Annotated in this window: 21 protein-coding genes and 2 pseudogenes; 11 read left to right on the forward strand and 12 right to left on the reverse strand. The window is 68.3% G+C overall.

The window, feature by feature from the left end; translation table 11 throughout:
* Positions 1-57 precede the first annotated feature (57 nt).
* Both EQZ23_RS02930 and EQZ23_RS02935 read left to right on the forward strand, forming a co-directional pair.
* The gene (locus EQZ23_RS02930; protein WP_128452951.1) at positions 58-2,196 is read left to right on the forward strand and encodes a glycoside hydrolase domain-containing protein; all 2,139 of its coding nucleotides are present in this window, start codon (positions 58-60) and stop codon (positions 2,194-2,196) included.
* Positions 2,174-3,490 (forward strand): MFS transporter, encoded by a 1,317-nt coding sequence (locus EQZ23_RS02935; RefSeq protein ID WP_128452952.1) that lies wholly within the window; start codon positions 2,174-2,176, stop codon positions 3,488-3,490. The genes EQZ23_RS02930 and EQZ23_RS02935 overlap by 23 nt, the downstream gene beginning before the upstream one ends.
* Positions 3,491-3,529: 39 nt before the next feature.
* On the opposite strand, the gene EQZ23_RS02940 is transcribed toward EQZ23_RS02935, so the two are convergent.
* From EQZ23_RS02940 to EQZ23_RS02975, 8 genes and pseudogenes are all read right to left on the reverse strand, one after another.
* Positions 3,530-4,048, reverse strand: a complete 519-nt coding sequence (locus tag EQZ23_RS02940; protein WP_128452953.1) for a DUF3833 family protein — start codon at positions 4,046-4,048, stop codon at positions 3,530-3,532.
* Between the two features lie 123 nt (positions 4,049-4,171).
* Positions 4,172-4,912, reverse strand: a complete 741-nt coding sequence (gene arsH / locus EQZ23_RS02945; protein WP_128452954.1) for an arsenical resistance protein ArsH — start codon at positions 4,910-4,912, stop codon at positions 4,172-4,174.
* Between the two features lie 115 nt (positions 4,913-5,027).
* Positions 5,028-6,314 (reverse strand): annotated as a pseudogene (locus EQZ23_RS02950) (arsenic transporter).
* Positions 6,315-6,388: 74 nt separating this feature from the next.
* A pseudogene (arsC, locus tag EQZ23_RS02955) lies at positions 6,389-6,811 on the reverse strand (arsenate reductase (glutaredoxin)); the annotation flags it as partial.
* 11 nt (positions 6,812-6,822) lie between these two features.
* A complete protein-coding gene (locus tag EQZ23_RS02960) occupies positions 6,823-7,155 on the reverse strand; it encodes a metalloregulator ArsR/SmtB family transcription factor (RefSeq protein ID WP_128452956.1) in 333 nt (110 codons plus the stop codon).
* An 87-nt stretch (positions 7,156-7,242) separates the two neighbouring features.
* On the reverse strand, positions 7,243-7,935 hold the full coding sequence (locus tag EQZ23_RS02965) for a spermidine synthase (RefSeq protein WP_128452957.1): 693 nt from the start codon (positions 7,933-7,935) through the stop codon (positions 7,243-7,245).
* Positions 7,936-8,080: 145 nt separating this feature from the next.
* Positions 8,081-9,502: a sensor histidine kinase gene (locus tag EQZ23_RS02970; protein WP_128452958.1), complete on the reverse strand. Its 1,422-nt coding sequence runs from the start codon at positions 9,500-9,502 to the stop codon at positions 8,081-8,083.
* Positions 9,492-10,157 carry a response regulator transcription factor gene (locus tag EQZ23_RS02975; RefSeq protein ID WP_206364149.1) on the reverse strand — a complete coding sequence of 222 codons (666 nt, stop codon included), beginning with the start codon at positions 10,155-10,157 and terminating at the stop codon, positions 9,492-9,494. Before EQZ23_RS02975 ends, EQZ23_RS02970 begins: the two co-directional genes overlap by 11 nt.
* Positions 10,158-10,248: 91 nt before the next feature.
* Between EQZ23_RS02975 and EQZ23_RS02980 the strand changes: the two genes are divergently transcribed.
* From EQZ23_RS02980 to EQZ23_RS03000, 5 genes are all read left to right on the forward strand, one after another.
* Positions 10,249-11,328, forward strand: coding sequence for an ABC transporter substrate-binding protein (locus EQZ23_RS02980; RefSeq protein ID WP_128452959.1), 1,080 nt, complete (start codon positions 10,249-10,251; stop codon positions 11,326-11,328).
* The gene (locus EQZ23_RS02985) at positions 11,325-12,806 is read left to right on the forward strand and encodes a porin (protein WP_128452960.1); all 1,482 of its coding nucleotides are present in this window, start codon (positions 11,325-11,327) and stop codon (positions 12,804-12,806) included. The genes EQZ23_RS02980 and EQZ23_RS02985 overlap by 4 nt, the downstream gene beginning before the upstream one ends.
* 268 nt (positions 12,807-13,074) lie before the next feature.
* Entirely contained in the window at positions 13,075-14,376 is a 1,302-nt protein-coding gene (locus EQZ23_RS02990) for a CitMHS family transporter (protein ID WP_128452961.1), read from the forward strand.
* A gap of 40 nt (positions 14,377-14,416) precedes the next feature.
* Positions 14,417-15,076 (forward strand): alpha/beta fold hydrolase, encoded by a 660-nt coding sequence (locus EQZ23_RS02995; RefSeq protein ID WP_240663153.1) that lies wholly within the window; start codon positions 14,417-14,419, stop codon positions 15,074-15,076.
* Positions 15,077-15,227: 151 nt separating this feature from the next.
* A complete protein-coding gene (locus tag EQZ23_RS03000; RefSeq protein ID WP_240663156.1) occupies positions 15,228-15,794 on the forward strand; it encodes a GNAT family N-acetyltransferase in 567 nt (188 codons plus the stop codon).
* On the opposite strand, the gene EQZ23_RS03005 is transcribed toward EQZ23_RS03000, so the two are convergent.
* From EQZ23_RS03005 to EQZ23_RS03020, 4 genes are all read right to left on the reverse strand, one after another.
* Entirely contained in the window at positions 15,769-18,405 is a 2,637-nt protein-coding gene (locus tag EQZ23_RS03005; protein WP_128452962.1) for an HAD-IC family P-type ATPase, read from the reverse strand. The genes EQZ23_RS03000 and EQZ23_RS03005 overlap by 26 nt on opposite strands.
* The gene (locus EQZ23_RS03010; RefSeq protein WP_240663159.1) at positions 18,402-19,358 is read right to left on the reverse strand and encodes a L,D-transpeptidase; all 957 of its coding nucleotides are present in this window, start codon (positions 19,356-19,358) and stop codon (positions 18,402-18,404) included. Before EQZ23_RS03010 ends, EQZ23_RS03005 begins: the two co-directional genes overlap by 4 nt.
* Positions 19,359-19,513: 155 nt before the next feature.
* Entirely contained in the window at positions 19,514-20,230 is a 717-nt protein-coding gene (locus tag EQZ23_RS03015; protein ID WP_128452963.1) for a VIT family protein, read from the reverse strand.
* Positions 20,230-20,880, reverse strand: a complete 651-nt coding sequence (locus EQZ23_RS03020) for a BON domain-containing protein (protein ID WP_128452964.1) — start codon at positions 20,878-20,880, stop codon at positions 20,230-20,232. The genes EQZ23_RS03015 and EQZ23_RS03020 overlap by 1 nt, the downstream gene beginning before the upstream one ends.
* 172 nt (positions 20,881-21,052) lie before the next feature.
* Between EQZ23_RS03020 and EQZ23_RS03025 the strand changes: the two genes are divergently transcribed.
* The 4 genes from EQZ23_RS03025 (at position 21,053) to EQZ23_RS03040 (ending at position 24,828) form a co-directional block, all read left to right on the forward strand.
* Positions 21,053-21,862 carry a universal stress protein gene (locus EQZ23_RS03025; protein ID WP_128452965.1) on the forward strand — a complete coding sequence of 270 codons (810 nt, stop codon included), beginning with the start codon at positions 21,053-21,055 and terminating at the stop codon, positions 21,860-21,862.
* 256 nt (positions 21,863-22,118) lie between these two features.
* On the forward strand, positions 22,119-23,699 hold the full coding sequence (locus tag EQZ23_RS03030) for a PAS domain S-box protein (RefSeq protein ID WP_164913367.1): 1,581 nt from the start codon (positions 22,119-22,121) through the stop codon (positions 23,697-23,699).
* Positions 23,692-24,324, forward strand: coding sequence for a response regulator (locus EQZ23_RS03035; protein WP_128452966.1), 633 nt, complete (start codon positions 23,692-23,694; stop codon positions 24,322-24,324). Before EQZ23_RS03030 ends, EQZ23_RS03035 begins: the two co-directional genes overlap by 8 nt.
* Positions 24,325-24,405: 81 nt before the next feature.
* Positions 24,406-24,828, forward strand: coding sequence for a hypothetical protein (locus tag EQZ23_RS03040; protein ID WP_128452967.1), 423 nt, complete (start codon positions 24,406-24,408; stop codon positions 24,826-24,828).
* Positions 24,829-24,854 lie beyond the last annotated feature (26 nt).

The raw sequence follows: 24,854 nt of genomic DNA on the forward strand, positions 1-24,854 counted from the left end.
CCGGCGAAGACCGGGGCCCAATTGGGGGGCGGCAGTAATCGAGGATGGCGCTCCATTATGCCGACCTTCCCAATTGGGCCCCGGCCTTCGCCGGGGTGGTTGGGCTGCCCGCTTTCCCTTGCCCTACTCCTCACCCCAGCCGCCCTCACCGCGCAAGAAACCCCTGCCGACCTCGTCGACCCCTTCGTCGGCACGCTCGCCGACTTCGGCCAACTCTCCCCCGCCGCGGTCGCCCCGTTCGGGATGATGCAGCTCGGCCCGGATACCAGCCCCGCCAACCACGCAGGCTACGACCACGCGGCAACCACGCTGCTCGGCTTCTCGCATACCCGCGGCGTCGGAGTCGGCTGTGGCGGTGCGGGCGGCGACCTGATGATCTCGCTGCGCTATGCGGGGAGCACCGGCACCGCGCGGATCGACAAGGCCGACGAACAGGCACGAGCCGGCACGTACCGGGTGCGCTACGACGGCGGCATCCTCGCCGAGATGGCGGCGACGCGCGGTGCGGGCGTGTTGCGATTCACCCTGCCCCGCGCCGGCCCAGTCGACCTGCGGATCGACCCACGACACAGCTATTCGAAACGCCTGTCCGCCAGTTGGGCAAGCCTCGCCAGCGACGACCTCCGCACCGACCTCGTCGCGGGCACGGTCTGCGACCAGGGTGCCTATCATCTCCACAGCGCCAGCCGCATCCTCGTCAACGGACGGCCGATCCACCAGACCCTGACCGCCGGCGCGAACGATCTGGCGACGCTGCGCCTCACCGGCAAAGCGGGCGACACGATCGAAATCCGCACCGGGCTCTCGACCGTCGATGGACGCGGCGCAGCGTCGGTTCGCGACACCGAAGTCGGCAGCAAGTCCCTCGCCGCCGTCGCGACCGAAACGCGCGCCGCCTGGAACCGCAACCTCGGCCGCGTCGTGCCGAGCGGCTCGCAAGAGCAGCGCGCGCTGTTCTACACGTCGCTCTACCGCGTGATGGAAACCCCGGTCGCGATCGACGATCCCGATGGGCGACACCGCGACAAGACCGGCGCCATCGAAACCTCGCCAAAGCGCAGGACGCGGTACGCCAACTGGTCGCTGTGGGATAATTACCGGACCCAGATGCCACTGCTCGCGCTGCTCCAGCCCGAGCGCAGCGCGGATATCGCGCAATCGCTGGTCGCGCTGTACACGGGCGGCAAGCCGCAATGGTCGACGCCCAACGAGCCGTTCCTGACGGTCCGCACCGAGCATGCCGGGATCGCGCTGCTCGACATGCACCGCAAGGGCATCGCGTTCGACGCGAACGCCGCGCTGGCCGGGATGGCCGCGGACAGCGACACGCTCAAGCGCGGCACGCCCGACGAGCAGATCGAGGCCGCCTATGACGATTGGGCGACCGCCGAACTCGCGCGCGATCTCGGCCGACCGGACCTCGCGCAGACCTTCACCGCCAAGGCGCAAAGCTACCGCCCGATGTGGCGATCGGTGTTCCAGACGCCCGGCGCGGACGGCGACGTGGTCAAGGCGCGCGGGCTGTATCAGGGCACCTTGTGGCAATATCGCTGGGCGCCGATCTTCGATCTGCCGTGGATGACGCAAACCGTAGGGCGCGATCGCCTGCTCGGCGAACTGCACCACTTCTTCGATGCCGGCCTGTTCAACATGACCAACGAGCCCGACATCCAGGTGCCCTGGATGTTCGCCGCACTGGGCCAGCCCCAGCCGACCGCCGATCTGGTCCGGACGATTCTGACCAAGCCCATCGCGCACCCCTATACCAACAGCGGCAAGCTGCCGGTGCCGTTCGTCGGCCGCAGCTTCGCGGTCTCGCCACAGGGGTTTGCCGACGGGATGGACGACGACGCCGGCGGGATGACCGCGTGGTACGTATTCGCGGCACTCGGCCTGTATCCGCTGGTGCCCGGCGAGCCGTGGTACGTCGTGACGACCCCGGCGTTCGCGCGCTCCGACATCGATCTCGGCAAGGGTCGCAAGTTGACGATCCAGCGCTCAGGGCCCGAGAACGGCCGGATCACACAGGCCAGCCTGAACGGACGAACCCTCCCGAACTTCCGCGTCCAGCACGCCGACCTGCTCCGCGGCGGCACGCTGACGGTTACGACCGTAGCGAAGACCGTACGAAATGTCCCGCAACTGCAAGACACCGGGGCTAAGACGCTGAAGAATGGAGCAAGCCGCCGCCGATAAACCTGTCGATGCCGTCGCCGCACCCCCGATCCAGCGGGTGCGCATGCTCGGCTATGCGAGCGGCAATTTCGGCAAGAACGTCCTCGCCTCGACGATGGACTTCTTCCTGCTGTTCATCCTGACCGAACGCTGGGGCGTGTCACCTGCGGTCGCAGGTCTCGTGGTGATGATCGGGCTGGTCTGGGACGGCCTCTGCGATCCGCTGCTCGGGCGGTTGCTCGATCGCTCGGCCGACCGGCTCGTCCTGTACCGCCGGCTATTGTTCGTCGGGGCGCCCGTCGTCGGATTATTCTTCGCGATATTCTTCGTCGATCCGGGCTGGCGCGGGTCGGCAATCCTCGTCTGGGCGATCGCCATCGTGCTGTTGTTCCGCACCGCCTATTCGGTGTGCGACGTCGCGCACAACGCGCTGATGATGCGGATGACGCGCGCACCGGGCGCGGCCACGACGCTATCCGGTCTGCGGTATATGTTCAGTTGTCTCGGCGCGCTGGCGGTCGCGCATTTCGCGCGGGCGTTCGTCGATCCGGCGGACGATGGCGGCTATGGCCTCTTCGTCGTCACCGGGTTTGCAGCACTCGCCTATGTCGCAACCTTGTGGCTGTCGGCCGCCGCCGCGCCGCGACCGGTGGCCGTCCCGCGCGTATCGGCGCCTCGCGCATCGCTTGCCTGGATCCTCGGCAACCGGCCGTTGCTGCTATTGCTGGCGCTAGGCTTTGCGCAGGCGTTGACGCTGCCGTTTTTCGCCCGGTCGTTCGCGTATATCGGCAAGGGCGTGATGCACGATGCGGGTTGGACCGGACGCGCGCTGACGACGCTCGCCCTGTCGCAGCTGGTCGCATTGCCCGCATGGATGGCGATCGCGCGTCGGACCGGCCATCGCCAGGTTCTCGGACTCGCGCTGGCGATGATTGCCGCCGGTCTGGCGCTGTTCGCGACCGTGCCCGCGGCCATCGCCGGCATCGCGCTGTTCGGGATCGGCAACGCAGGGCTGCAGATGATGATCTGGGTGCTGCTCTCTGCAGCGATTGACGACGGTGAACGGCGCACCGGCGTCCGTTTCGAGGGACTGCCCGTCGCGCTGTTGCTGCTCATACTGAAGCTCGGCGGGGGCCTCAGCGGCGCTCTGCTGGGTCAGGGATTGGCGTGGGTCGGCTGGGTGGTCGCGACGCCGCTCGCCGTCGAGAGCGGCGCGAACCTGCTGACGATGGCCTGGTCGGTGCCGTTGATCGGCGCACTTGCCTGCCTCGTCATGGTGACGCGGCCGGCTCCCAAGGCAACGCCCGCCGTCTGAAGCCCGCTGCGCGAGACGCGACGGCGCTCCCTCCGCAGCTCATGCCACCTTCCTGATCGTTTCATCCAGCCTCGCGACGGTGACGCCGAGCTTGCGGACGATCATATGGTTTTGCGCAACCTGCGCGTCGGTCGACAGCGTCAGCCACTGGTCGACACGAAGCCCGCCCTTCATCGGAAAGGCCAGATGCAGCCGATTGCCCGAAGTCTCGCCCGTCACCGGCCCCGATGCATCGGTGAGGCTGCCGGTGTAGCGCCCGTTCCCGAGCGGCCTGATCCGCCACTGTCGGTCGCGCGCGGGCTTGCCCGGCTGCTCGATATGCTGATCGAGTATGAGCGTGCCGTCGGGCGCGACCGTGCCGATGCTCGCGACATGCGTGGTGGTCGGACCGTGAAGAATGATCTTGAGCGTCCCCACCCCGTCGAGACGTCCGGCGAAGAAGCGCTCGGCGACGAACGGCGGAGTCGTCGTCACAGGAACTGGCGGACCACCAGCACAGGCGGCGAGCAGGAGCGCGAGCGCCGTCGCGGCGATCGGGGTCAGGCGCGATGAAGGCATGATGGTGACTTTCGATACGGTGCGCTCCAGGCGGCGCGGTCCGCGTTCAACCCTCGCCCCCTGCTTTCGGTCCGCCACAGCGCGTGATCACCCGCGGTGTCCCCCGCTGGATCACACGTCGGGTCAGGTCGTTGCCGCTGCGATCGCTATCCCAGTCGCGGCATCCGGCAGCCCACCCGCGTCCTTGCGCTCCGAATAGCGATCGACCAGCTGCGCGCTGTGCGGGCGGAGCAGCACCGTGAAGCGCACCAGTTCCTCCATCACGTCGACGATCCGGTCGTAATAACTCGACGGCTTCATCCGGCCGTCGTCGTCGAACTCGGCATACGCCTTGGCCACGCTAGACTGGTTGGGGATTGTCACCATCCGCATCCACCGGCCGAGCACGCGCAAGGTGTTGACGCTGTTGAACGACTGCGATCCTGCCGACACCTGCATCACCGCCAGCGTGCGCCCCTGGGTCGGCCGCATCCCGCCGATCGCGAGCGGCAGGTGATCGACCTGCAGCTTCATGATCCCGGTGATCTGGCCATGCCGCTCGGGACTGCACCAGACATGCCCTTCGGACCACATCGACAGCGCGCGCAGTTCGTCGACCGCGGGATGATCGTCGTTCGCGATCTGGTCGGGCAGCGGCAGGGTCGAGGGATCGAAGATCCGCGTCTCGCAGCCGAAAAACTCCAGCAGCCGCGCGGCTTCCTCGACGCACAGTCGCGAATAGGAGCGTTCGCGCAGGCTACCGTACAGCAGCAATATCCGTGGCGGCGGGTCGTTCGGCCCCAGCCCCAGCGCAGGACGATCGCGCACGTAACGCCGGTCGAGCGCGGGCAGATGGCTTGGGTCGGCGAGCGTACGAAGCGGCATCAGGCGGTCCTTGGTGCGAATAGAATGACGCAGGTGCCGATCAGGCAGAGCGCCGCCCTGCCGACGAAACAGCCGCCGAACCCGGCGAGCGATCCGGCAGGATGGACGAGTGCGGTCACGCCATTCCGATCCGAAGCGCGAGGGCGGCGAGCGTCACGAGCAGCACCGGGATCGTCAACGTCGCGCCGACCCGGAAATAATAACCCCAGCCGATCCGGATGCCCTTCTGCCCGAGCACATGGAGCCACAGCAACGTCGCGAGCGATCCGATCGGCGTGATCTTCGGCCCCAGATCGCAACCGATGACGTTGGCATAGATCATCGCCTGCCGGACCGCGCCGGTCGCGTGTGTCGCGTCGATCGACAGCGCCCCGACTAGCACGGTCGGCATGTTGTTCATCACCGACGACAGCAGCGCGGCGATGATCCCGGTTCCAAATGCCGCACCCTAGATGCCGCCTTGCGCAGTACGATCGAGCAGCGCCGCGAGATGGTCGGTCAGCCCTGCATTGCGCAAGCCGTAGACGACCAGATACATGCCGAGCGAAAAGATCACGACCTGCCACGGTGCGCCGCGCAGGACCTTGCGCGACTCGATCACATGCCCGCGCCCGGCGATCACCAGCAGCAGGATCGCCCCTGCGGCGGCGACCGCGCTGACCGGCACGCCGATCGGTTCGAGCAGGAAGAATCCGGCGAGCAACAGCGCAAGCACGACCCAGCCCGCCTTGAACGTCGCCGGATCGCGGATCGCAGCGGCCGGATCGCGCAGTTGCGCCACGTCGTAGCCGGCCGGGATGTCGCGGCGGAAGAACAGCAGCAGCACGACCAACGTCGCGGCGATCGACGCCAAATCGACCGGCACCATCACCGACGCATAGTCCGCGAAACCGATCCGGAAGAAATCTGCCGACACGATGTTGACGAGGTTCGACACGATCAGCGGCAAACTGGCGGTATCGGCGACGAACCCGGCCGCCATGACGAACGCCAGCGTTGCCTTGTCGCGGTAGCCGAGTGCGCGCAGCATCGCGATCACGATCGGCGTCAGGATCAGCGCTGCGCCGTCGTTGGCGAACAGCGCCGATACCGCCGCGCCGAGCAGGACGATCAGCACGAACAGTCGCCTGCCGTGCCCGCCGCCCCAGCGCGCGACGTGCAACGCCGCCCATTCGAAGAACCCCGCCTCGTCGAGCAACAGGCTGACGATGATGATCGCGACGAAGGTGGCCGTCGCGTTCCAGACGATCCCCCACACGGTCGGGATATCGCCGAGCGAGACGACGCCCGCGAGCAACGCGACCGCCGCGCCGCCCAGCGCGCTCCAGCCGATCCCGAGCCCCCTGGGCTGCCAGATGACGAGCGCGATCGTGACGACGAAGATGGTCAGCGCGAGCAGCATCAGGCGCGCTGGCGGCTCGCGTCCGAGACACGCTGGCGGCTCGCGTCCGAGACACGCTGGCGGCTCGCGTCCGGAACGCGCTCACCGTCCGCGCCTACGACTTGCGCGCCGTCTTCCTTGGCGAACGCCGCACGCTGTGGCGTGGGCAGCAGGTCGAGCACCGCTTCGGACGGGCGGCACAGCTTCACACCCAGCGGCGATACGACCAGCGGTCGGTTGATCAGGATCGGATGCGCGATCATCGCATCGAACAGCGCGTCGTCAGGCAGAGTGGTGTCGCCAAGACCCAGTTCTGCAAACGGCGTCCCCTTCTCGCGCAACAGGGCGCGCGGTGTCATTCCCGCCCGCGCGACGAGGTCGACGAGCAGCGCGCGCGATGGCGGCGTCGTGAGATATTCGACGACATGCGGCACGATGCCCGCATTGCGGATCAGCCCGAGCACGTTGCGCGACGTGCCGCATTCGGGGTTGTGATAGATCACGATATCGACGGCCATGGCACGTCCTTTCAGCAGCACGGGGTAAGCTCGGCGAGCAGCGGCGCGCACAGGTCGGCGTTGCCGGCGCAGCAATCCTTGACCAGGAACAGCATCAGCGCGCGCACGCCGTCGAGGTCGGCGTGGTAGACGATCGAGCGACTGTGGCGCTCGGATCGCACCAGCCCCGCGCGCGCGAGGATCGCGAGGTGGGCCGACATCGTGTTTTGCGGCACGTCGAGCTGGCGCGCGATCTCTCCGGCAGCAATCCCCTCGGGCTCATGCCGCACCAGAAGCCGAAACGTATCGAGCCGCGTCGTCTGCGCGAGCGCGCCGAACGCCGAGATTGCCGATTCACTATCCATATATCCAGCATAGTCGATATATAGACTTTGGCCAGCCGCCTTCGGTGGTCGAGCGGGTTCAGCTGGCGGCGGTGTTTCGGTTTGGCGTTATTGCGGCATCCCCGGCCCTGCCGGAGTGGCGAACCAGATGACGTGCCGCGGCCCCTTTCCGTTGCTCCGGGCGCGAACGACGACTTCGTCGGTTTGGAACCCGACCGACGTCAGACGCCGGCTGAAAACCGGATCGGGTGCGGCGGACCAGATCGACAGGATACCGTCTGGCGTCAGGGCGCGCTTCGCAGCCGTCAGACCGCGCGTCGAATATAGCCTGTCGTTGTCGATGCGGGTCAGGCCATCCGGGCCATTGTCGACATCCAGCAGGATGGCGTCATACGCTGACGCGGTTTGGGCGATGACCGACGCAACGTCGCCCTGGACCAGCCGGACGCGCGGATCGTCGAGACAGCCGGCCATCAACGACGCCATCGGGCCGCGCGCCCAGGCGATGATCTCCGGTACCAGTTCGACCACCGTTATCCGTGCCCTTCGGTCGAGCACCGCCAATGCAGCGCGGAGCGTGAAACCCATGCCGTATCCGCCGATCAGGAGATGCGGCGCTGGGCGGTCGCGCAATCGCGCGCAGGTCATTTCCGCCAGCGCCTCTTCCGAACCGCTCATCCGGGTGCTCATCAGTTCGGCACGATCGAGCAGGATCATGAAATCGGCCCCGCGCCGATAAAGCCGCAGCTCTTCGCCGCCACCCGGCACGATCGCCGTCGCCATCAATTCTCGCGGGATCATATCATTCTCGAGTCCGAGGATACCGACCGTGCATCACCGATACCCGATGCCCCGATCCTGTGCCGCGCGTCGTTACCCGGCGCAGCGCGGCACGTACAGGAGGATTGGCGCGGGTCCGCCCCTCGTGAAACGACGTCGCGGGGGATCAATCCCGATGAGCAAATCGGAGGACGACGGTCGTCCCCCTGTCCGTATCGACGAGTGCGACATTCGCCTTGAGGCGGGCCGCGGCCGAGCGGACGATGGCCAGCCCCAGCCCGCTCCCTTCGGGCCCGCGCCCATCAGGACTGCCGGATGCGCCGAGCCGGACGAATCGGTCGAACGCCTGTTCGCGGTGTTCGGGCGCGATGCCGGGGCCGTCATCGGCGATCGTGACCGTCGTCGCCGCCTCGGTCGCCTGGAGCGTGATCGAAACAAGACCGCCGCGCCGATTGTAGCGGATGCCGTTGTCGACGAGGTTCGACAGGATCTCGAAGATCAAGGTGCGGTGGCCGGGCACGACGTACGCCTGGCCGGCTTCGCTCTCGAGCGTGATGTCGATGCCCGCCTCGATCGCACTGTTGATCTGCCGGGTGATGACCGCGGCGGCGACTTCGCGCAGATCGACCGCTTCGAGCGGGGCGGACACGCCCGCTTCCTCGGCGCGCGCCAAGGCGAGCAGTTGCGTCACGAGCCGTTCGAGCCGGACCACCGCGTCGGCAATCTCGTCGAGCGCCTCGCGGCGTTCGGCGTCGGAGCCGCGGCGTGCGAGGGCCACCTGGACCTTCAGCACGGACAACGGCGTGCGCATCTGGTGCGAGGCGTCAGCGGTGAACCGGCGAACGCCGACGGTGGCGGTATCGAGCTGCGCAAGGAGCCGGTCGAACGCACCGGCGAGCGGGCGGAGTTCGCTGGGGAGCGGACCGGTGTCGAGCGGCGAGAAATCGGGGCGGGCACGCTCGTCGCGTGCTTCGACGGCACCGCGCAGACGGGCGAGCGGACGCAGCGACCAGCCCAGCGCTGGGCGAAGCAACAACGCGGCGGCCCCGACGAGAACGCATTCGCCGATCAGCAGCGCGAGCATCAGCCGACGGGTGAGCGCACCGCGGTTGTCGAGCGTCTCGGCGATCTGGACAACGACGGGCTTGTCGATCCGCGGGAGCGAGCGGCGGACTTCGGCGATGCGGATCTTCTGGCCGCGGTAGCGCGCGAACCGGTAGCGGGGCACGTCGATCGCCAGCGTCGCCGGATCGGGCGCGGGCAGGTCCGCATAGCCGGTCAGCAGATCCGCTCCCACGGCCACGCGGTAATAGACATTGTCGCGCTCGGTGTTCTCCAGCATCCCGAACGCGGCGGCGGGCAGGTCCAGCGTCACCTCGCCGCGTTCGACCTGCACGGTCTCCGCGATCGCGCCGAGCGCCCCGCCCAGCACGCGGTCGTTGGTGCGGCGGACCACGTCGGCGATCAGCGTCGCGCCGACCACGCCGATCAGGATCGCCGCCGCCAGCAACGGGCCGAGCACCGCCACCAGCAGCCGGGTGCGCAGCGCCGGCGTGCCCCGATCGGTCGCTACGGCCTCAGCCGGCATCGAGCATGTAGCCGACGCCGCGGACGGTGCGAATGCCCGGCCCGTCGGGCGCGAGCTTGGTGCGCAGCCGGGTGACATGGACCTCGATCGCGTTGCCGCCGACCGGCTCGTCGAACCCGAACACCTCGCCGATCAGCAATTCGCGCGGAACCACGCGACCGGCGCGCGTCGCCAGCGCCTCCAGCACCGCACGTTCGCGACGACGCAGGTCGAGCGCGCGGCCGGAGATGTCGGCGTCGCCCGTCGAACGGTTGATCGTGAGCGTCCCGACGCTGAGCACCGGCAGCGGATCGCCGCCCCGCCGCCGGCCGAGTGCCCGCACCCGCGCCTCCAGTTCTTCCGGCTCGAACGGTTTGCGGAGGTAATCGTCGGCGCCGAGATCGAGCCCGCGGACCCGGTCGTCAAGTGCATCACGCGCGGTCAGCATCAGCACGGGCACACGCTCGCCACGCCGCCGCAATGTCTCCAGCACGGTGAATCCGTCGATCCCCGGCAGGCCCACGTCGAGGATCACCAGCGCATAGGGTTCGCCCGCGACCACCGACAGCGCGTCCTCCCCGGTCGCGACGTGATCGACCGCGTTGCCGCCCGCGCGCAGCAACGCGCCGATGCTGCGCGCGAGCGCGGCATCGTCCTCGATCAGCAGGATCCGCATGAAAACCCGTGAAAGGTTGGTGACAGCTTCGGTTCGTAGTCCACCGATGCAGTCTATCCGAACACAGAGACGGAAGGCGAGGAGAGTGATGATGGCACGAATTTTTCTGACGATCGCATTGCTGGCTACCAGTTTCACCGCGACCGCCGTGATGGCGCAGCGCCCGGCCGGCTATCCGCGATCCTACGACCAGTTGATCGACGAGGCGCGTGCCGAGCGACAGGTTCGGATCTATGGCAATGCCGATCGCGCCGAGCTGCTGCCGGTCGTCGCTGCGTTCCGGAAACGCTACCCCGGAATCACGATCCTCTACGCCGATCTCGGCTCGACCGAGATGTATCGCCGCTTCGTCACGGAGACGCGGGCCAGGAAACTGTCCGCCGACCTCGTCTGGTCGTCGGCAATGGATCTCCAGGTGAAGCTGATCAACGACGGCTTCGCGCAAGGCTATGCGAGCCCCGAAAAGCCGGCGTTGCCGCCGGTGTCGGTGTGGAAGAACATGGGCTTCGGCGTCACCGCGGAGCCGATCGGGATCGTCTACAACAAGCGCCTCGTGCCCGCCGCACAGGTGCCGCGCACGCACGCCGCGCTGGAGACGTGGCTGCGGCGGAACGCAGCGGCGCTGACCGGGCGCGTGACGACGTTCGATCCAGCGCGCTCCAATGTCGGCTATCTGTACCTGACGGAGGACCTGGCGATCACGCGCGATACGCGGTCGTTGCTGGAGGCGATCGCCGCGACCAAGCCCGTATTGTCGCGGACCAGCGAGCCGATGCTGCGCGGCGTCGCCGAGGGACGGCAGGCGATCGCATACAACGTCATCGGCTCGTATGCGCTGGAGCGGGCGCGGACCGACCCGCGGATCGGGGTCGCCTTCCTCCAGGACTATACGATCGTCACGTCGCGGATCGCGTTCATCGCGCGCGAGGCGGCGCACCCGGCCGCGGCGAAACTCTTCCTCGATTTCCTGCTGTCGCGCGAGGGCCAGTCGCTGCTCGCCAAGCGCAGCCTGTGGCCGGTCCGTACCGACGTGGCCGCTCGTCGCCTTCCCGCCGCGCAGGCCCGGCCGATCCGCGTCGGTCCGCAACTTCTCGTCAACCTCGACCGCGTCAAGCGCCAGCGTTTCCTGCGCGACTGGACCGCGATTCTCGCCACCGGAGCCCAAAAATGACTCTCTTCCGTACCGGGTGCGCCGCACTCGCCTTGATTGCAGCGACCCCGGCACTCGCGCAGGCTCCGAGCGAAGCCGATCTTGCCGCGCTGGTCCGCGCGCAGGCTGCCGAGATCGCCGCGCTGAAGTCGCGTCTCGACCGGCTGGAGAATGTCGCCGCGGTGGCGCAGGCGTCCGCGCCGGCAACACCCTTGCAGGCAGCACCGCAAGCGGTCACGCAAAACACCGAGCCGCGCCGCACGGTGCCGTTCGCGCCACAACTCGCGCCGCCGGGCCCGGCCGACCGCAGCGTCGCGCAGGCGGTCGCCGCGCGCGACAATCCGTCGGGCGTGACCACCGAATGGGGCGCCGGCCTGCCCGTGTTCCATTCGGCGGACGGCGTCTACACGTTCAAGCCGCGCGGCCGCATCCTGACCGATGTCAGCTCCAGCTTCGGCTCCAAATATGACGGCCGCAACATCACGACGACGGGCATGCGGGCGCTGCGCCTCGGCCTCGAAGGCGGCGTCGGCACGCATTTCTTCTACCAGTTCGAGAGCGACTTCTCGGAGAACGAGGTCGACGTCGTCACCGCGTTCGTCGGCTGGCGCAACAAGATCAAGTCGGGCCTCGATTACGACGTCCGTGTCGGTCACCTGTTCAACGACCGCAGCTTCGAGGGCTCGACGGGCTCGGATTCGACGCCGTTCCTCGAGCGCAGCACGGTGTCGACCGCGATCATCCCGCAGCGCGGCTTCTACGGCATCGGCGTGATGCCGCGCGTGTTCTGGAAGACCGGCCACGCCTCGGTCACCGTCACCGGCGACCGGATCGACGGCACGCAGGCGGTCGGCGACAGCCGCACCGTGCTGGGCCGCGCGCACTGGAACCCGATCAAGTCGGATACCGGCGTGCTCCACTTAGGCGCGTGGGGCTTCGACGAATCGCTGTCGTCGGTCGCGGGCACGCTGACCCGCAACACGGTGATCGGCGGGCGCTTCAACGGCGCGCTGCGCGTGTCGAGCGGACCGCTGATCGGCGGCACCGGCACGACCGGCTACGGCGTCGAGCTCGGCGGCTATCGCGGGCCATTGTGGGTGATGGGCGAAGCCGGCCGCCGCAACGCGCGGCTCGACGGCGGGCGGCCCGATTTCGTCAGCAAGGCGTGGAGCGTCTCGGGCGGTCTGTTCCTGACCGGCGACCTGCCGCCCTACAACCCGCGGCTTGGCAGCTTCGGTCAGCCCAAGGTTCTGAAACCGACCTTCGACGGCGGCATCGGTGCGATCGAACTTACCGCGCGCTACGAGAGCCTCGATTTCGACAATCTGCTGACCGGCGGCGACGGCTGGGCGGCGACCGTCGGGGTCAATTGGTACCTGAACTCGTTCACCCGCTTCCAGGTGAACGCGATCCAGTGGAACACCGACAACCGCGCCGGCGACTATATCGGCAACGACAGCGGCCAGACGGTCAGCGCGCGTGTGGGTGTCACCTTCTGATGCAAAGCGCTCGACCAGGACCGATCGGCATCCAGCGTTTTGGGTCCGCGACAGTCCCACAATCATTCCGTCACCCCGGACTGGTTCCGGGGTCCACCGCTCCGCAGACTAAAATCTCTCGATTTTGCGGCACCGTGGATACCGGGACGAGCCCGGCATGACGGAAGATAGAGCGAGCTCGTCGACCCGAACCGACTGCCGATTGGCCCGAGCTTTTGGCTCGGTGATCCCTCACCCCCTTTCTCACGCCCTTTCCTAGGACGACGCGATGAATCTTGCCCTGCTCGGCTTCCTGATGGTGGCCACGTTCATGACCCTGATCATGACCAAGAAGATGACCCCGCTGGTCGCGCTCATCGTGATCCCGTCGATCTTCGGCGTGTTCGCGGGCGAGGCCGCGGGTCTCGGCCCGATGATGATCGACGGCATCAAGAACCTCGCGCCGACCGGCGTCATGCTGCTGTTCGCGATCCTGTTCTTCTCGACGATGACTGACACCGGCCTGTTCGATCCGCTGGTCGGGCGGCTGATCCGGATGGTCCACGGCGATCCGATGCGGATCCTGATCGGGACGGTCGTGCTGTGCGCGCTCGTCAGCCTCGATGGTGACGGTTCGACGACCTACATCATCACGATCGCCGCGCTGCTGCCGCTCTACAAGCGCTTCAACATGAACCGGCTGTATCTCGTCTGCCTGTTGATGACGACCAGCGGCATCATGAACCTGACGCCCTGGGGCGGCCCGACCGCGCGCGCCGCGAGTGCGTTGAAGCTCGATCCCGCAACGCTGTTCCTGCCGCTCATCCCAGGGATGATCGCCGGTCTCGTCTTCCTGATCGGCCTTGCGGTCTATTTCGGTCGCAAGGAGCGTGTGCGGATGGGTGAAGCCGGCATCACCGCGGACACCGAGTTCACCGGCATGGCCGTCTCGCAATATCCGGAAGCCCGCCGCCCGAAGCTGATCTGGTTCAACGCGGCCCTCGTCGTCACGCTGCTGACGTTGCTCGTGTGGGGCATACTCCCGCTGTCGGTGCTGATGATGCTGGCGTTCGCGATCGCGATGATCGTCAATTACCCGAGCGTCGGCGACCAGAAGGAGCGCATCTCCGCGCATGCCGGCAACGTGCTGGCGGTCGTCTCGCTGATCTTCGCCGCGGGTATCTTCACCGGTATCCTCGGCGGTACCGGCATGGTCGAGGCGATGAGCAAGGCCGTCGTCGGCGTCATCCCGCCCGCGATGGGGCCCTATATGGCGCCGATCACCGCGGTGCTGAGCATGCCGGCCACCTTCTTCATCTCGAACGACGCCTTCTATTTCGGGATGCTGCCGATCCTCGCCGAGGCCGGCGCGCATTACGGCGTCGCGCCCGAGGCGATCGCCCGCGCGTCGCTGATGGGCCAGCCGGTCCACCTGCTCAGCCCGCTGGTGCCGTCGACCTATCTGCTGGTCAGCCTGGTCGGCATCGACCTCGCCGATCACCAGCGCTTCACGCTGGTGCCGGCGATCGCGGTCTGCACGGTGATGACGCTGGTCGGCATGATCGCGCTCGCCTTCCCGTTCGTCGCCTGAGGTGAGCATCCCCGCAACCCGCCGCTACCGGAGTTTCCGCATGATCCGACCGCGTACACCGCTGATGCTGCTCCCGGCGATGGGCTGCGACGGGCAGTTATGGGCACGGCAGATCGTCGACCTCGCCGCGCTCGCGCAGGTCGAGTTCGGCGACCTGTCGCAGGACGATACGCTGTCGGCGATGGCGGCACGCGTCCTTGCCGCCGCTCCGCCACGGTTCGCGGTCGCAGGCGTCAGCCTAGGCGGCTATGTCGCGATGGAGATGGTGCGCCAGGCGCCCGAGCGGATCGAACGGATCGCTCTGTTCGGGACGCGCGGATCGATGGACGTGCGCCCGCGTACCGTCGCCGGGCAAGGGATGCTTGCCACCGCACCGCACGCCGATCCGCTGCTCAGCGCGATCGTCAGCGGTCCCGCGCAGGCGATGGCGGACCGCGTCGGCCCGGTGGTGTTCGAACGCCAGCAACGCGCGCTGCTCGCCCGCCCCGATATCAGCGAAGCGATCGCCGCGATCCACGTCCCGACCCTGATCGCGGTCGGCGATCGCGACCGGATCTGCACGCCCGACGACGCGCTGTCGCTCAGCTTGCGAATTCCGGGCGCGCGCTTCCATCTGCTGCGCGGTTGCGGCCACCTGTCCCCGCTGGAACGCCCCGGCGAGGTCACAGCGGTACTCCGCCAATGGCTCAGGCAGGACTGAGCGGCGCTCCGTCGACGCGGATAGTGCCGGGCGATCCGCACGTCTTCGCGATGCCTACGTGGTTTCCGATGCTACGGGGCCGCCGCCCGTGCCGTTAGGCGAGTGCAGGTTCCGGGTGTCGGAACCTGCACGCGCAAAAGGGCCCCATGATATGGTCGAACTCATCCACGCGAACGGTCGCGCTACCTCCGGGATCACGGCGCCGAGCGCCGACTTGACGACGCGGGACGGCTATGTCTTCCGCGTCCGCCCCGCAGCCCCCTCGGACGAGGCCGAACTCGGCGAATTGTTTCGGCATGTCGACCGCGACGATCTGCGGTTTCGGTTTCTCAGTGCGATCCACAAGGTCGGTCACGACCAGCTGAAGGCGCTGGTCACGGTCGATCACGAGCATGTCGAGAATTTCCTCGCCTTCGACATCGCCAGCGGCCGGATGATCGCGACCGCGATGCTGGCGGCGGACGACACGCTCAGCCGCGCCGAAGTCGCTCTGGCGATCCGGACCGACTATAAGCGGCTCGGGATCAGCTGGACGCTGCTCGATCACGTCGCCGCGTTCGCGCAGGGAAAGGGGATCCAGACGCTCGAGTCGATCGAAAGCCGCGACAATCACCAGGCGATCGATCTGGAGCGCGAGCGGGGCTGGATCGCGTCGGCCTGTCCGGGCGATCCGGCGTCGATGGTCCTCAGGATCACCCTGGCGCCGCCAGCCGCCTGACCCGCGCGACCGTCCATTTCGTCGCCTCCGTGACCATCACGGTGGCGACGGTGGCGGCAAGGCAGAAGCGCAGCGTCCCCGCCGACACCAGCGACGTCCCGAGGACTCCGCCGAGCGGCGGCCACGCCATTGCGGTCGCCTGCAACGCCAGCGCGATGCCGACGCCGAGCAGCAACCACGCGTTCGAGAACAGCGGCTCGCGGACTATCGATCGGCGCTCGCTGCGCATGCACAGCACGTAGACGTTCTGGAACAGCACGGTCATCAGCAACACCGCGTTCTGGATCTCGGCGAGCGGTCGGCCCTCGGCGCGCATCTGCGCCACGAGGTACAGCGCGAGCCCGGTCATCAGCAACGCCGGGGGGATCATCAGCGCGATCGCGCTCCGGTCGAGGATCGGCGCGCTCGGCGGGCGGGGCGGCTGGCGCAGTTCGTCGCCCTCGCCCCGGCCGAAGCCCAGCATCACGTCCTGCGCGCCGTTGGTGACGAGGTTGAGCCACAACAGCTGCACCGCGGTCAGCGGCATCGGCAGGCCGAGCACCACCGCACCGATGAACATGCCGATCTCGGCAATCCCGGTGGCGAGCAGGATGATGACGATCCGCCGGACGTTGGCATAAGTGACGCGCCCCTCCTCGATGCCCGCGACGATCGACGCGAAATTGTCGTCGGCGAGCACGAGGTCGGCGGCGCCGCGCGCGACGTCGGTGCCGGCGAGGCCCATCGCCACGCCGATATGCGCCGCCTGAAGCGCGGGCGCGTCGTTGACGCCGTCGCCGGTGACCGCGACCAGTTCACCGCTGGCCGCCAGGATGCGGACGATCGCCAGCTTCTGCACCGGCTCGATCCGCGCGAACACACGGCCGCCTAGCACCAGCGCGGCGAGCCGTTCGGGCTGGCTTGCAAGATCGGTCATCTGCGCGCCGGTGACGACCTGCTCTGTCGCGACGTCGAGCCCGAGCCCGCGGGCGATCGTCAGGGCGGTGCCCGGATGATCGCCGGTGACCATCCGCACGCCGATCCCCGCCTCGGCGCAGCGCGCGATCGCGGCGGGGACTTCGGGGCGGACCGGGTCGATCAGCCCGATCCAGCCGAGCAGCACCAGGTCGGTCGGCGCGGTCGGATCGGTGGTCGTCGCGCCGTCCGACGCGGCGACCGCGATGACGCGATAGCCTTCGCCGGCCATCGCCGTGGCGGCGGCGAACGCGGCGGGGTCGATCGCGCGACACATCTTTCGGATGACCTCGGGCGCACCCTTGGCGAACACGCGCGCGCCCTGCCCCTCGGCCACCGCGACGGTCGAGAATTTGCGGACCGGTTCGTACGGAAGCGCCGCGGTCCGCACCACCGCATGGAGCGCGGCCAGATCCTCGCCGCCCTCGCCAGCGAACCGGAGCAGCGCGACGTCGACCGAATCCCCGACCGGCGCGCCGTCCGGGCCGATCGATGCCTCATTGCACAGCGCAGCGGCGCGGCGCATGTCCGCCAGACTGTCCGCAGGCCAGTCGGCGCCCGCGAAAATCCGTCCGTCGGCGAGCAGTACCTTTTCCACCGACAGGATGTTCCGCGTCAGCGTGCCGGTCTTGTCGCTGGCGATGATCGTGCACGCACCCAGCCCCTCGACCGCGGGCAGCGAGCGGACGATCACCTTCCGCGCCGCCATCCGCCGCGTTCCCGCCGCCAGCGCGACCGTCACCGCGATCGACAGGCCTTCGGGTATCGCCGACACCGCCAGCGCCACCGCGAGCAGCAGGATCTGGTCGCCGGGCCGCCCCTGCATCAGCAGGACGAGCGCGAACGGGATGATCAGCGCGATCGTCGCGATGCTGATCTGCCGCGCCAGCCGGTCGAGCCGGACGACGAGCGGTGGCGGCGTCGCCTTGGCGGTCCGCAACGACGCGTCGATCGCCCCCAGCGCGGTGTCGGCCCCGGTCGCGACGACGACGCCGGTGCCGCGCCCCTGCTCGATCATCGTGCCCGCCAGCACCATCGTGGTGCGCTCGCCCGGCGGGGTGCGCTCAGGCAACAGCGCCGTCTCGTCCTTCGCGACCGCCACCGACTCGCCGGTGAAGGTCGACTGGTCGACACGCAGCGCGCTGCTCGACGACAGGCGGATATCGGCGGGCACGGCCATGCCACTCTCCAGCGCGACAACATCGCCGACCACGATCGCGCGCGCGTCGACCACCGACATCGCACCGCCGCGCAGGACGGTCGCGGTCTGCCCGATCATCCGGCCGAGCGCGGCGAGGCTGTCAGCCGCCTTGCTCTCCTGCACCGTGCCGATCGCCGCGTTGACGAGCAGGACGACACCGATGAACCCCGCATCGGTGCGATGGCCAAGCCCGAGCGAGATCGCCGCCGCCGCGATCAACAGATAGATCAGCGGACTGTTGAACTGCCGCGCGAACAGCAGCAGCGTCGAGGGCACGGGCGGTGGCGCGAGTTCGTTCGGACCGTCACGGAGCAGGCGCCCGGCGGCGTCCTTCGTGCTCAGCCCCCCTGCGCTTGTATCAAGCAGCCCCATCACGCGTGCAGCAGGCATCGCATGCCATGATCGCGGGGCGGGCCGCTGGTCGTGCAGCTGGTCGATCGGGTGCTCGGCGATCATTGCCCGCTGGCTTCCACGATCGTCACGGGGGTACCGGTGCCGGCACTCGCCAACGTCTCGCGCGTCACCAGCAGCGTCGTGCCGGGCACCGTCACAGTCGCGAGCGCAGCGCGGAAGCCTTCCGCCAGATGCCCCTTGGCGCGGTCCTCCGCGGTCAATTCGGCGGTCCCGGGATCGCCCGCCCGCGCGTCGCCGGGCAATGGCAGCCGCAGCCAATGCTCGCCGTCCGCATCGATCGATTGCAGCGTGAACGCGGAGGTCCGCTCGATCGGCGCGTCGAACGCGATCGCGCCGGAGCCGATCTCGATACCGTTGCGCAACACGACCACCCGCTTGTCGCGCCCGCTGATCACGATCGATACCGGGCCCTTGGGCGACCGCGCCGGATTCCACACGAAGTCCCCGCCGGTCGATCCCGCCGACGTCAGCATGCCCGGCTTGGCGGCCACCACCGGAACGCGCGCGTCCTGCGTGATGACGACGGTGATCCCCAGCCGGGTGATCCCGAACAGCAATTTGGCGAACGCGGGCGGCAGCCGGATGCAACCATGCGACGCGGGATAGCCCGGCAGATTGCCTGCATGCATCGCGATCCCGCCCCAGGTCAGCCGCTGCATGAACGGCATCGCTGCGTCCTTGTAGAGGTTCGACACGTGATCCGCGTCCTTCTGGAGCACGGTGAAGACCCCGGTCGGCGTCGCATGGCCATCGCTGCCGGTCGACACGGTCGAGACCCCGATCGCCACGCCGTTGCGGTAGGCATAGGCCTTTTGCGTGGCGAGGCTGACGATCACCGTCACGGGACCGGCCGGCGCAATCTCGGGCGCCCAGAGATATTCGCCGGGCTTGAGCTGCTCGATCCGGCCGTCGATGCTCGGGGGCATTTGCGCCGAAGCGGTGGCGGCGAAAACAAGGGCGAGCGCGAGGCTGCATGTCAGGCGGCGCATCGTCATGATGGATTCCGATCGAAGAGGTGTCGCCGAACACGGCGGTCGACCGGACGCTAGCGATCGCACCGCGCCGGCATCACCATCGGAAACTACGCACCGAATTGTCACGATCCTCCCCCGCAAGGGGGAGGATCGTTTAGCCGTCCGCCTGATTGCTTTTACACCGCGCCGCCGATGAGCATCCCGATCGCCGCGGTCGCTGTCATCGCGAACGCGCCCCAGAACGTCACGCGGACCGTACCGCGCCAGACGATCGCACCCCCGGTCTTCGCGCCGATCGCACCGAGCAGCGCCAGGAACAGCAGCGAGCCCAGGCCAACCGCCCAAACGAGCAGCCCCGGCGACACCACGAACACCGTCAGCAACGGCAGCGCCGCGCCGACCGTGAAGCTCGCCGCCGACGCGAACGCCGCTTGCACCGGCCGCGCGCGCGTCCCGAGCGGGATGTCGAGTTCGTCGCGGGCGTGCGCGCCAAGCGCATCCTTCGCCATCAACTGCGCCGCGACCGTCGTGGCGGTAGCCTCTTCGACCCCGCGCGCGACGTAGATCGCCGCGAGTTCGGCCAGCTCGCCGCCCGGATCGTCGACCAGCTCGCGCCGCTCCCGCGCGAGTTCGGCATTCTCGGTATCCGCCTGTGCGCTGACCGAGACATATTCGCCTGCCGCCATCGACATCGCGCCAGCGACCAGCCCCGCCGTCCCCGCGATGACGATCGCGCTCGTTTGGTCCGCACCCGACGCGGACGCCGCGGCGACGCCGATGATCAGGCTCGCGGTCGACACGATCCCGTCATTGGCGCCGAGCACCGCCGCGCGCAGCCAGCCGATCCGGTCGACGACATGGCGTTCGCCGTGGCTGGAGATCGCGCGTGCCATCACGCGATTTCGAGCAGATTCTCGACCTTCACCGCGCCCGGCGCTGCCCAGGCGGTGCGCTCGGCGACCATCCGGTCGTGCGGGGAATCGACCGAGCCGGTGAGCCGCACCGTGCCGCCGTCGACCGACACCTTGATCGTGTCGCCGTCGAAGAACCACGAGCGGTGCAGTGCGGTGCGGATATCGTTGCTGACGTCGGTGACGTCGACGCGCGGCTTCAGCGTGATGTGGTTGACCACGCCGACCACCCCCGCGAGCGGCCGCACCGCCGCCTCCGCTGCGTCCCTCTGGAAATGCCAGTGCACCTCGCCGCGCAGGCTGACCCAGCCGTCCTCCACCTGCGCCTTGATGCTATCGTGCGGGACGGTCGTATCCCAGGAAAGCCGCTCGACGATCGCGCTGGCAATCGCCTCGTCGCCGCGCTTGAAGCGGTCCTCCAGCTGGACTTCGATCTGCTCGGCGACCGCTTTCACCCCATCGACGCGCGCCGCGGCCCGTTCGGCGGCGTATTTCGCCGCGTAGCTGCCCGCGTGACCACTCAGCGTGACGACGCCGTTGTTCGCGGTAACGCCGATATGCCCGGCGGGCACGCTCGGATCCCAGTTGAGTTCGGCAAGGACGGCTTTCTGCAATCTTGCGTCGTGGGACATGACACGCTCCTGAAGACAGCGCGGAGAGGCCCGAGCCGATGCCCGCAAGCCTATCGATGCCGCCGATCGCCGACAGCATCGGGAACTACGCATGCCGCCTTACTGCGTATTTTCCGATCCTTTCACGCATCCCCCCGAACGCCGAAAGCACGGCCAAAGAGGGAGACCGCGCATGACCTATTCGACCCTGATGGTGCATCTCGATGGCGGGCGCCCCAACGCTGCCCTGCTCGATGTCGCGGCGACGCTCGCCGACCGGTACGACGCCGCGGTGATCGGCATCGCCGCGTGCCAGCCGGTCCAGATCGGGGCGTGCGACGGCTATCTTGGCGGCGACTATGCGGTGATCGAGCGCGATATCGTCGCCGGCGAACTGGCCCGCGCCAAGACCGAGTTCCACGCACACGAACGGCTTTCCCGGCACACGCTCGAATGGCGCTCGATCCCGACGCTCGCCAATATCGCGCACGTCGTCGCGGAAAATGCGCGGTCCGCGGACCTCGTCATCACCAGCGCAGGACCCGGGTTCGCCGACCTTGCGACGCATGCCGATACCGGCGACCTGATCCTGCGCGCAGGCCGCCCGGTGCTGGTCGTTCCCGACGGCGCCGCCACCGCGACCTTCGAGACGGTCATGGTCGCGTGGACCGACACGCGCGAATGCCGCCGCGCGATCAGCGATGCGCTGCCGATGCTCCATACCGCCGACCGTGTCGTCATCGCCGAAGTCGCGATCGACGCGATCGACGCGCGCGGGCCGATCAACGATGCCGCGGCCTGGCTCGCGCGCCACGGCGTCGATGCGGACAAGATCGTCGCGCGGATGAAGGGCACCAGCATCGATACGCTCGCCGACGAGGTCGAGGCGGATCTCGTCGTCGCCGGCGCCTATGGCCATAGCCGGATCCGCGAATGGGCATTTGGCGGCGTGACCCGGACGCTGTTGCTGCGCGACCGGCGCTGCACCTTGTTGTCGCACTGAGCCATGACCGGCGGCAGCAAGTATTTGCGGCCGTTCGCGGCCGTGAACCCAAGATTAGCGATCGGCGGGACAATCTTGTCGGCGATCACGATCGTCGAAGGAGTATTGGCGTATAGTGGATATTTGGCTTAACATGGGTCATGTTCCGATGTCGGAGGTCGAAACCTCGACGCCCGACGGATCGGAACCGTTCGTAGAACAAGGCCCGCGTCTCAATGACTTGCCGTTTCGTGCCACGAGCAACCGCACCGCCCGCATGATCGCGTCCCAGTCCCCCGACGATGCAGCCATATCCGTCGCGCGCGGCGATGCGATGCTGGCCGAGGAACTGGGGCTGCTGATCGACGGCGCGACGACCTACGCGATCTACATGCTCGATCCGCAGGGCCACGTGACGATCTGGAACCGCGGCGCCGAGCGGATCAAGGGCTGGGCCGAGGCGGAGATCATCGGCCGCGACGTCGCGATCTTCTACCCCGCCGACGATATCGCCGCGGGCAAGCCCGAGGCCGACCTCGCCCGCGCGCATGCCTGCGGCCGGATCGAGGAAGAGAGCTGGCGGGTGCGCAAGGACGGCTCCGAATTCCTCGCCGCCGTCACCATAACCGCGCTCCACGACGAGGCCGGCGCGCTGCGCGGGTTCGGCAAGGTGATCCGCGATATCACGCACGAGAAGGCCGCCGAGGCCGCGATCGTCCGGCGCGAGCATCACTTGCGCTCGATCCTCAATACCGTGCCCGACGCGATGATCGTGATGAACGAGAACGGCATCGTCGCGTCGTTCAGTGCGGCCGCCGAACTCGTCTTCGGCTATGCGGCGAGCGAGGTGGTCGGACAGAACGTCGCGATGCTGATGCCGCAAGCCTATGCGCGCGATCACGACGCGCACCTGCGCAAATACCGCGTTGTCGGCGAGCGTCACGTGATCGGCAACGTCCGCCTCGAACGCGCGATGCGCAAAGGGGGCGAGACGTTCCCGATCGAACTGGCGGTGGGCGAGGCGTCGATCGGCGGCGAGCGGATCTTCACCGGCTTCATACGCGACCTCACCAACCGCCACGCGACCGAGCGCCGGCTGACCGAACTCCAGTCCGAACTCGTCCACGTTTCCCGCGTCAGCGCAATGGGCACGATGGCATCGACCCTGGCGCACGAGATCAACCAGCCGCTGACCGCGATCGCCAATTACCTGGAGGCGACGCGGGCGATGATCGGCGACAGCGATGATCCGTTATTGGCCCCGCTGTTGGCCGATGTAGCCGAGGCGCTGGATCTGGCGGCGGCGCAGTCGTTGCGCGCGGGGACGATCGTCCGACGGCTGCGCGCGTTCGTCGACGGCGGCGACACCGGGTTTCGCGACGAACGGCTCGACCTGCTCCTCGAGGAGGCGACCAGCCTTGGCCTGCTCGGCGCGCACGAGGCGGGGATCACCGTGACCAGGCACGTCGCGCCGGGCGACGTCATGGTGCTGGTCGATCGCATCCAGATCCAGCAGGTCCTGGTCAACCTGATCCGCAACGCGATCCAGTCGATGGCCTGCTCGCCCGTCAAAGTGCTGACGATCGCCACTGCCCCCGAACGCGAGGGCTGTATGCAGATCACCGTCGCCGACACCGGGACGGGCATCGACACCGCCGTCCGCGCACGCCTGTTCGAGGCGTTCGCGACCACCAAGGAGGACGGCATGGGACTCGGCCTGTCGATCTGCCGGACGATCGTCGAAGCGCATGGCGGGCGGATCTGGGCGGAGGGCGTCGCCACCGGTGGCACCGCGTTCCATTTCACCGTGCCGCTCGCCGCATTCCCCGTACCAGACGAAGGCGACACCGATGACTGAGCCAGCCCGCACGGTCCACATCGTCGACGACGACGAGGCGATCCGCCAGTCGGTCGGCTTCCTGCTGCGCAAGGCCGGCTACGCGGTCGAGACCTATCCCGCGGGCACGCATTTCCTCAAGGCCGTGACACGCGAGACGCGGGGCTGCGTGTTGCTCGACGTCCGGATGCCCGATCTCGACGGGTTCGCGGTGCAGGCGCGGCTCGCGCAGACCGGGATCGCGCTGCCCGTCATCATGCTGACCGGCCACGGCGACGTGACGCTCGCGGTTCGCGCGATCAAGGCGGGCGCGATCGAATTCCTCGAAAAGCCGTTCGAGCGCAGCGCGCTGCTGGCGGCGATCGAGTCCGCGCTGGCCCACGCCGCCCGCTCCGACCGCGAGCACCTCGCCGCCGCCGATGCGGTCGTCCGGCTCGCCGCGCTGACTCCGCGCGAACGCGACGTGCTCGACGGGATGGTACTCGGCCGCCCCAACAAGCTGATCGCCTACGACCTCGATATCGCCACCCGCACCGTCGAAGTCCACCGCGCCAACTTGATGGAGAAGCTGGCGGCACGCAGCCTGTCCGACGTCCTGCGCATCGCGTTCGCGGCCGGATTGGGGGAAGCGGCCGAGCCCGCCTGACGCTCCCTCTACCCCTCGCCTTCTACGTACAGACGGGACGAAGTACGCGTGTCATCCACGGTCGGGACAAAGGACCGCCCGATGACCGACCAGCGCACCTACATCCATGACGGCATCGGCGTTTCGCTGGTCGACGGCGACCCGGTGATCCGCCGCGCGCGCCAGATCATGCTGGTTTCCGAACGCTACGACGTCCGCTCGTACGCGACCTGCGCCGCGCTGCTTGCCGACCCGCGATCGCGCGACGTGTCGTGCATCGTCGTCGATGTCGCAGGTGACGGCGAGGACGGCCGCGGCGTCGACGCGCTCCAGGCGATGCGCGCCTCGGGCTGGCGGGGAAAGGCGATCCTGCTCGACAGCGCCCTCCCCCTGCCCGCGCTGATCCACGCCGCCGAACGCCACGGCGACCGCATCCTCGACCGCACCACTGGCGACGCCCCCCTGCTTACCGCGATCGCCGCCTCGATCGATCGCGGCTGGTCCACCTGGAACGCCGAGGGCTGACGGGAAGACCGTCGGTGTGCGGCCCC

It is taken from the genome of Sphingomonas sp. UV9 (assembly GCF_004101245.1).
GTDB lineage: Bacteria > Pseudomonadota > Alphaproteobacteria > Sphingomonadales > Sphingomonadaceae > Sphingomonas.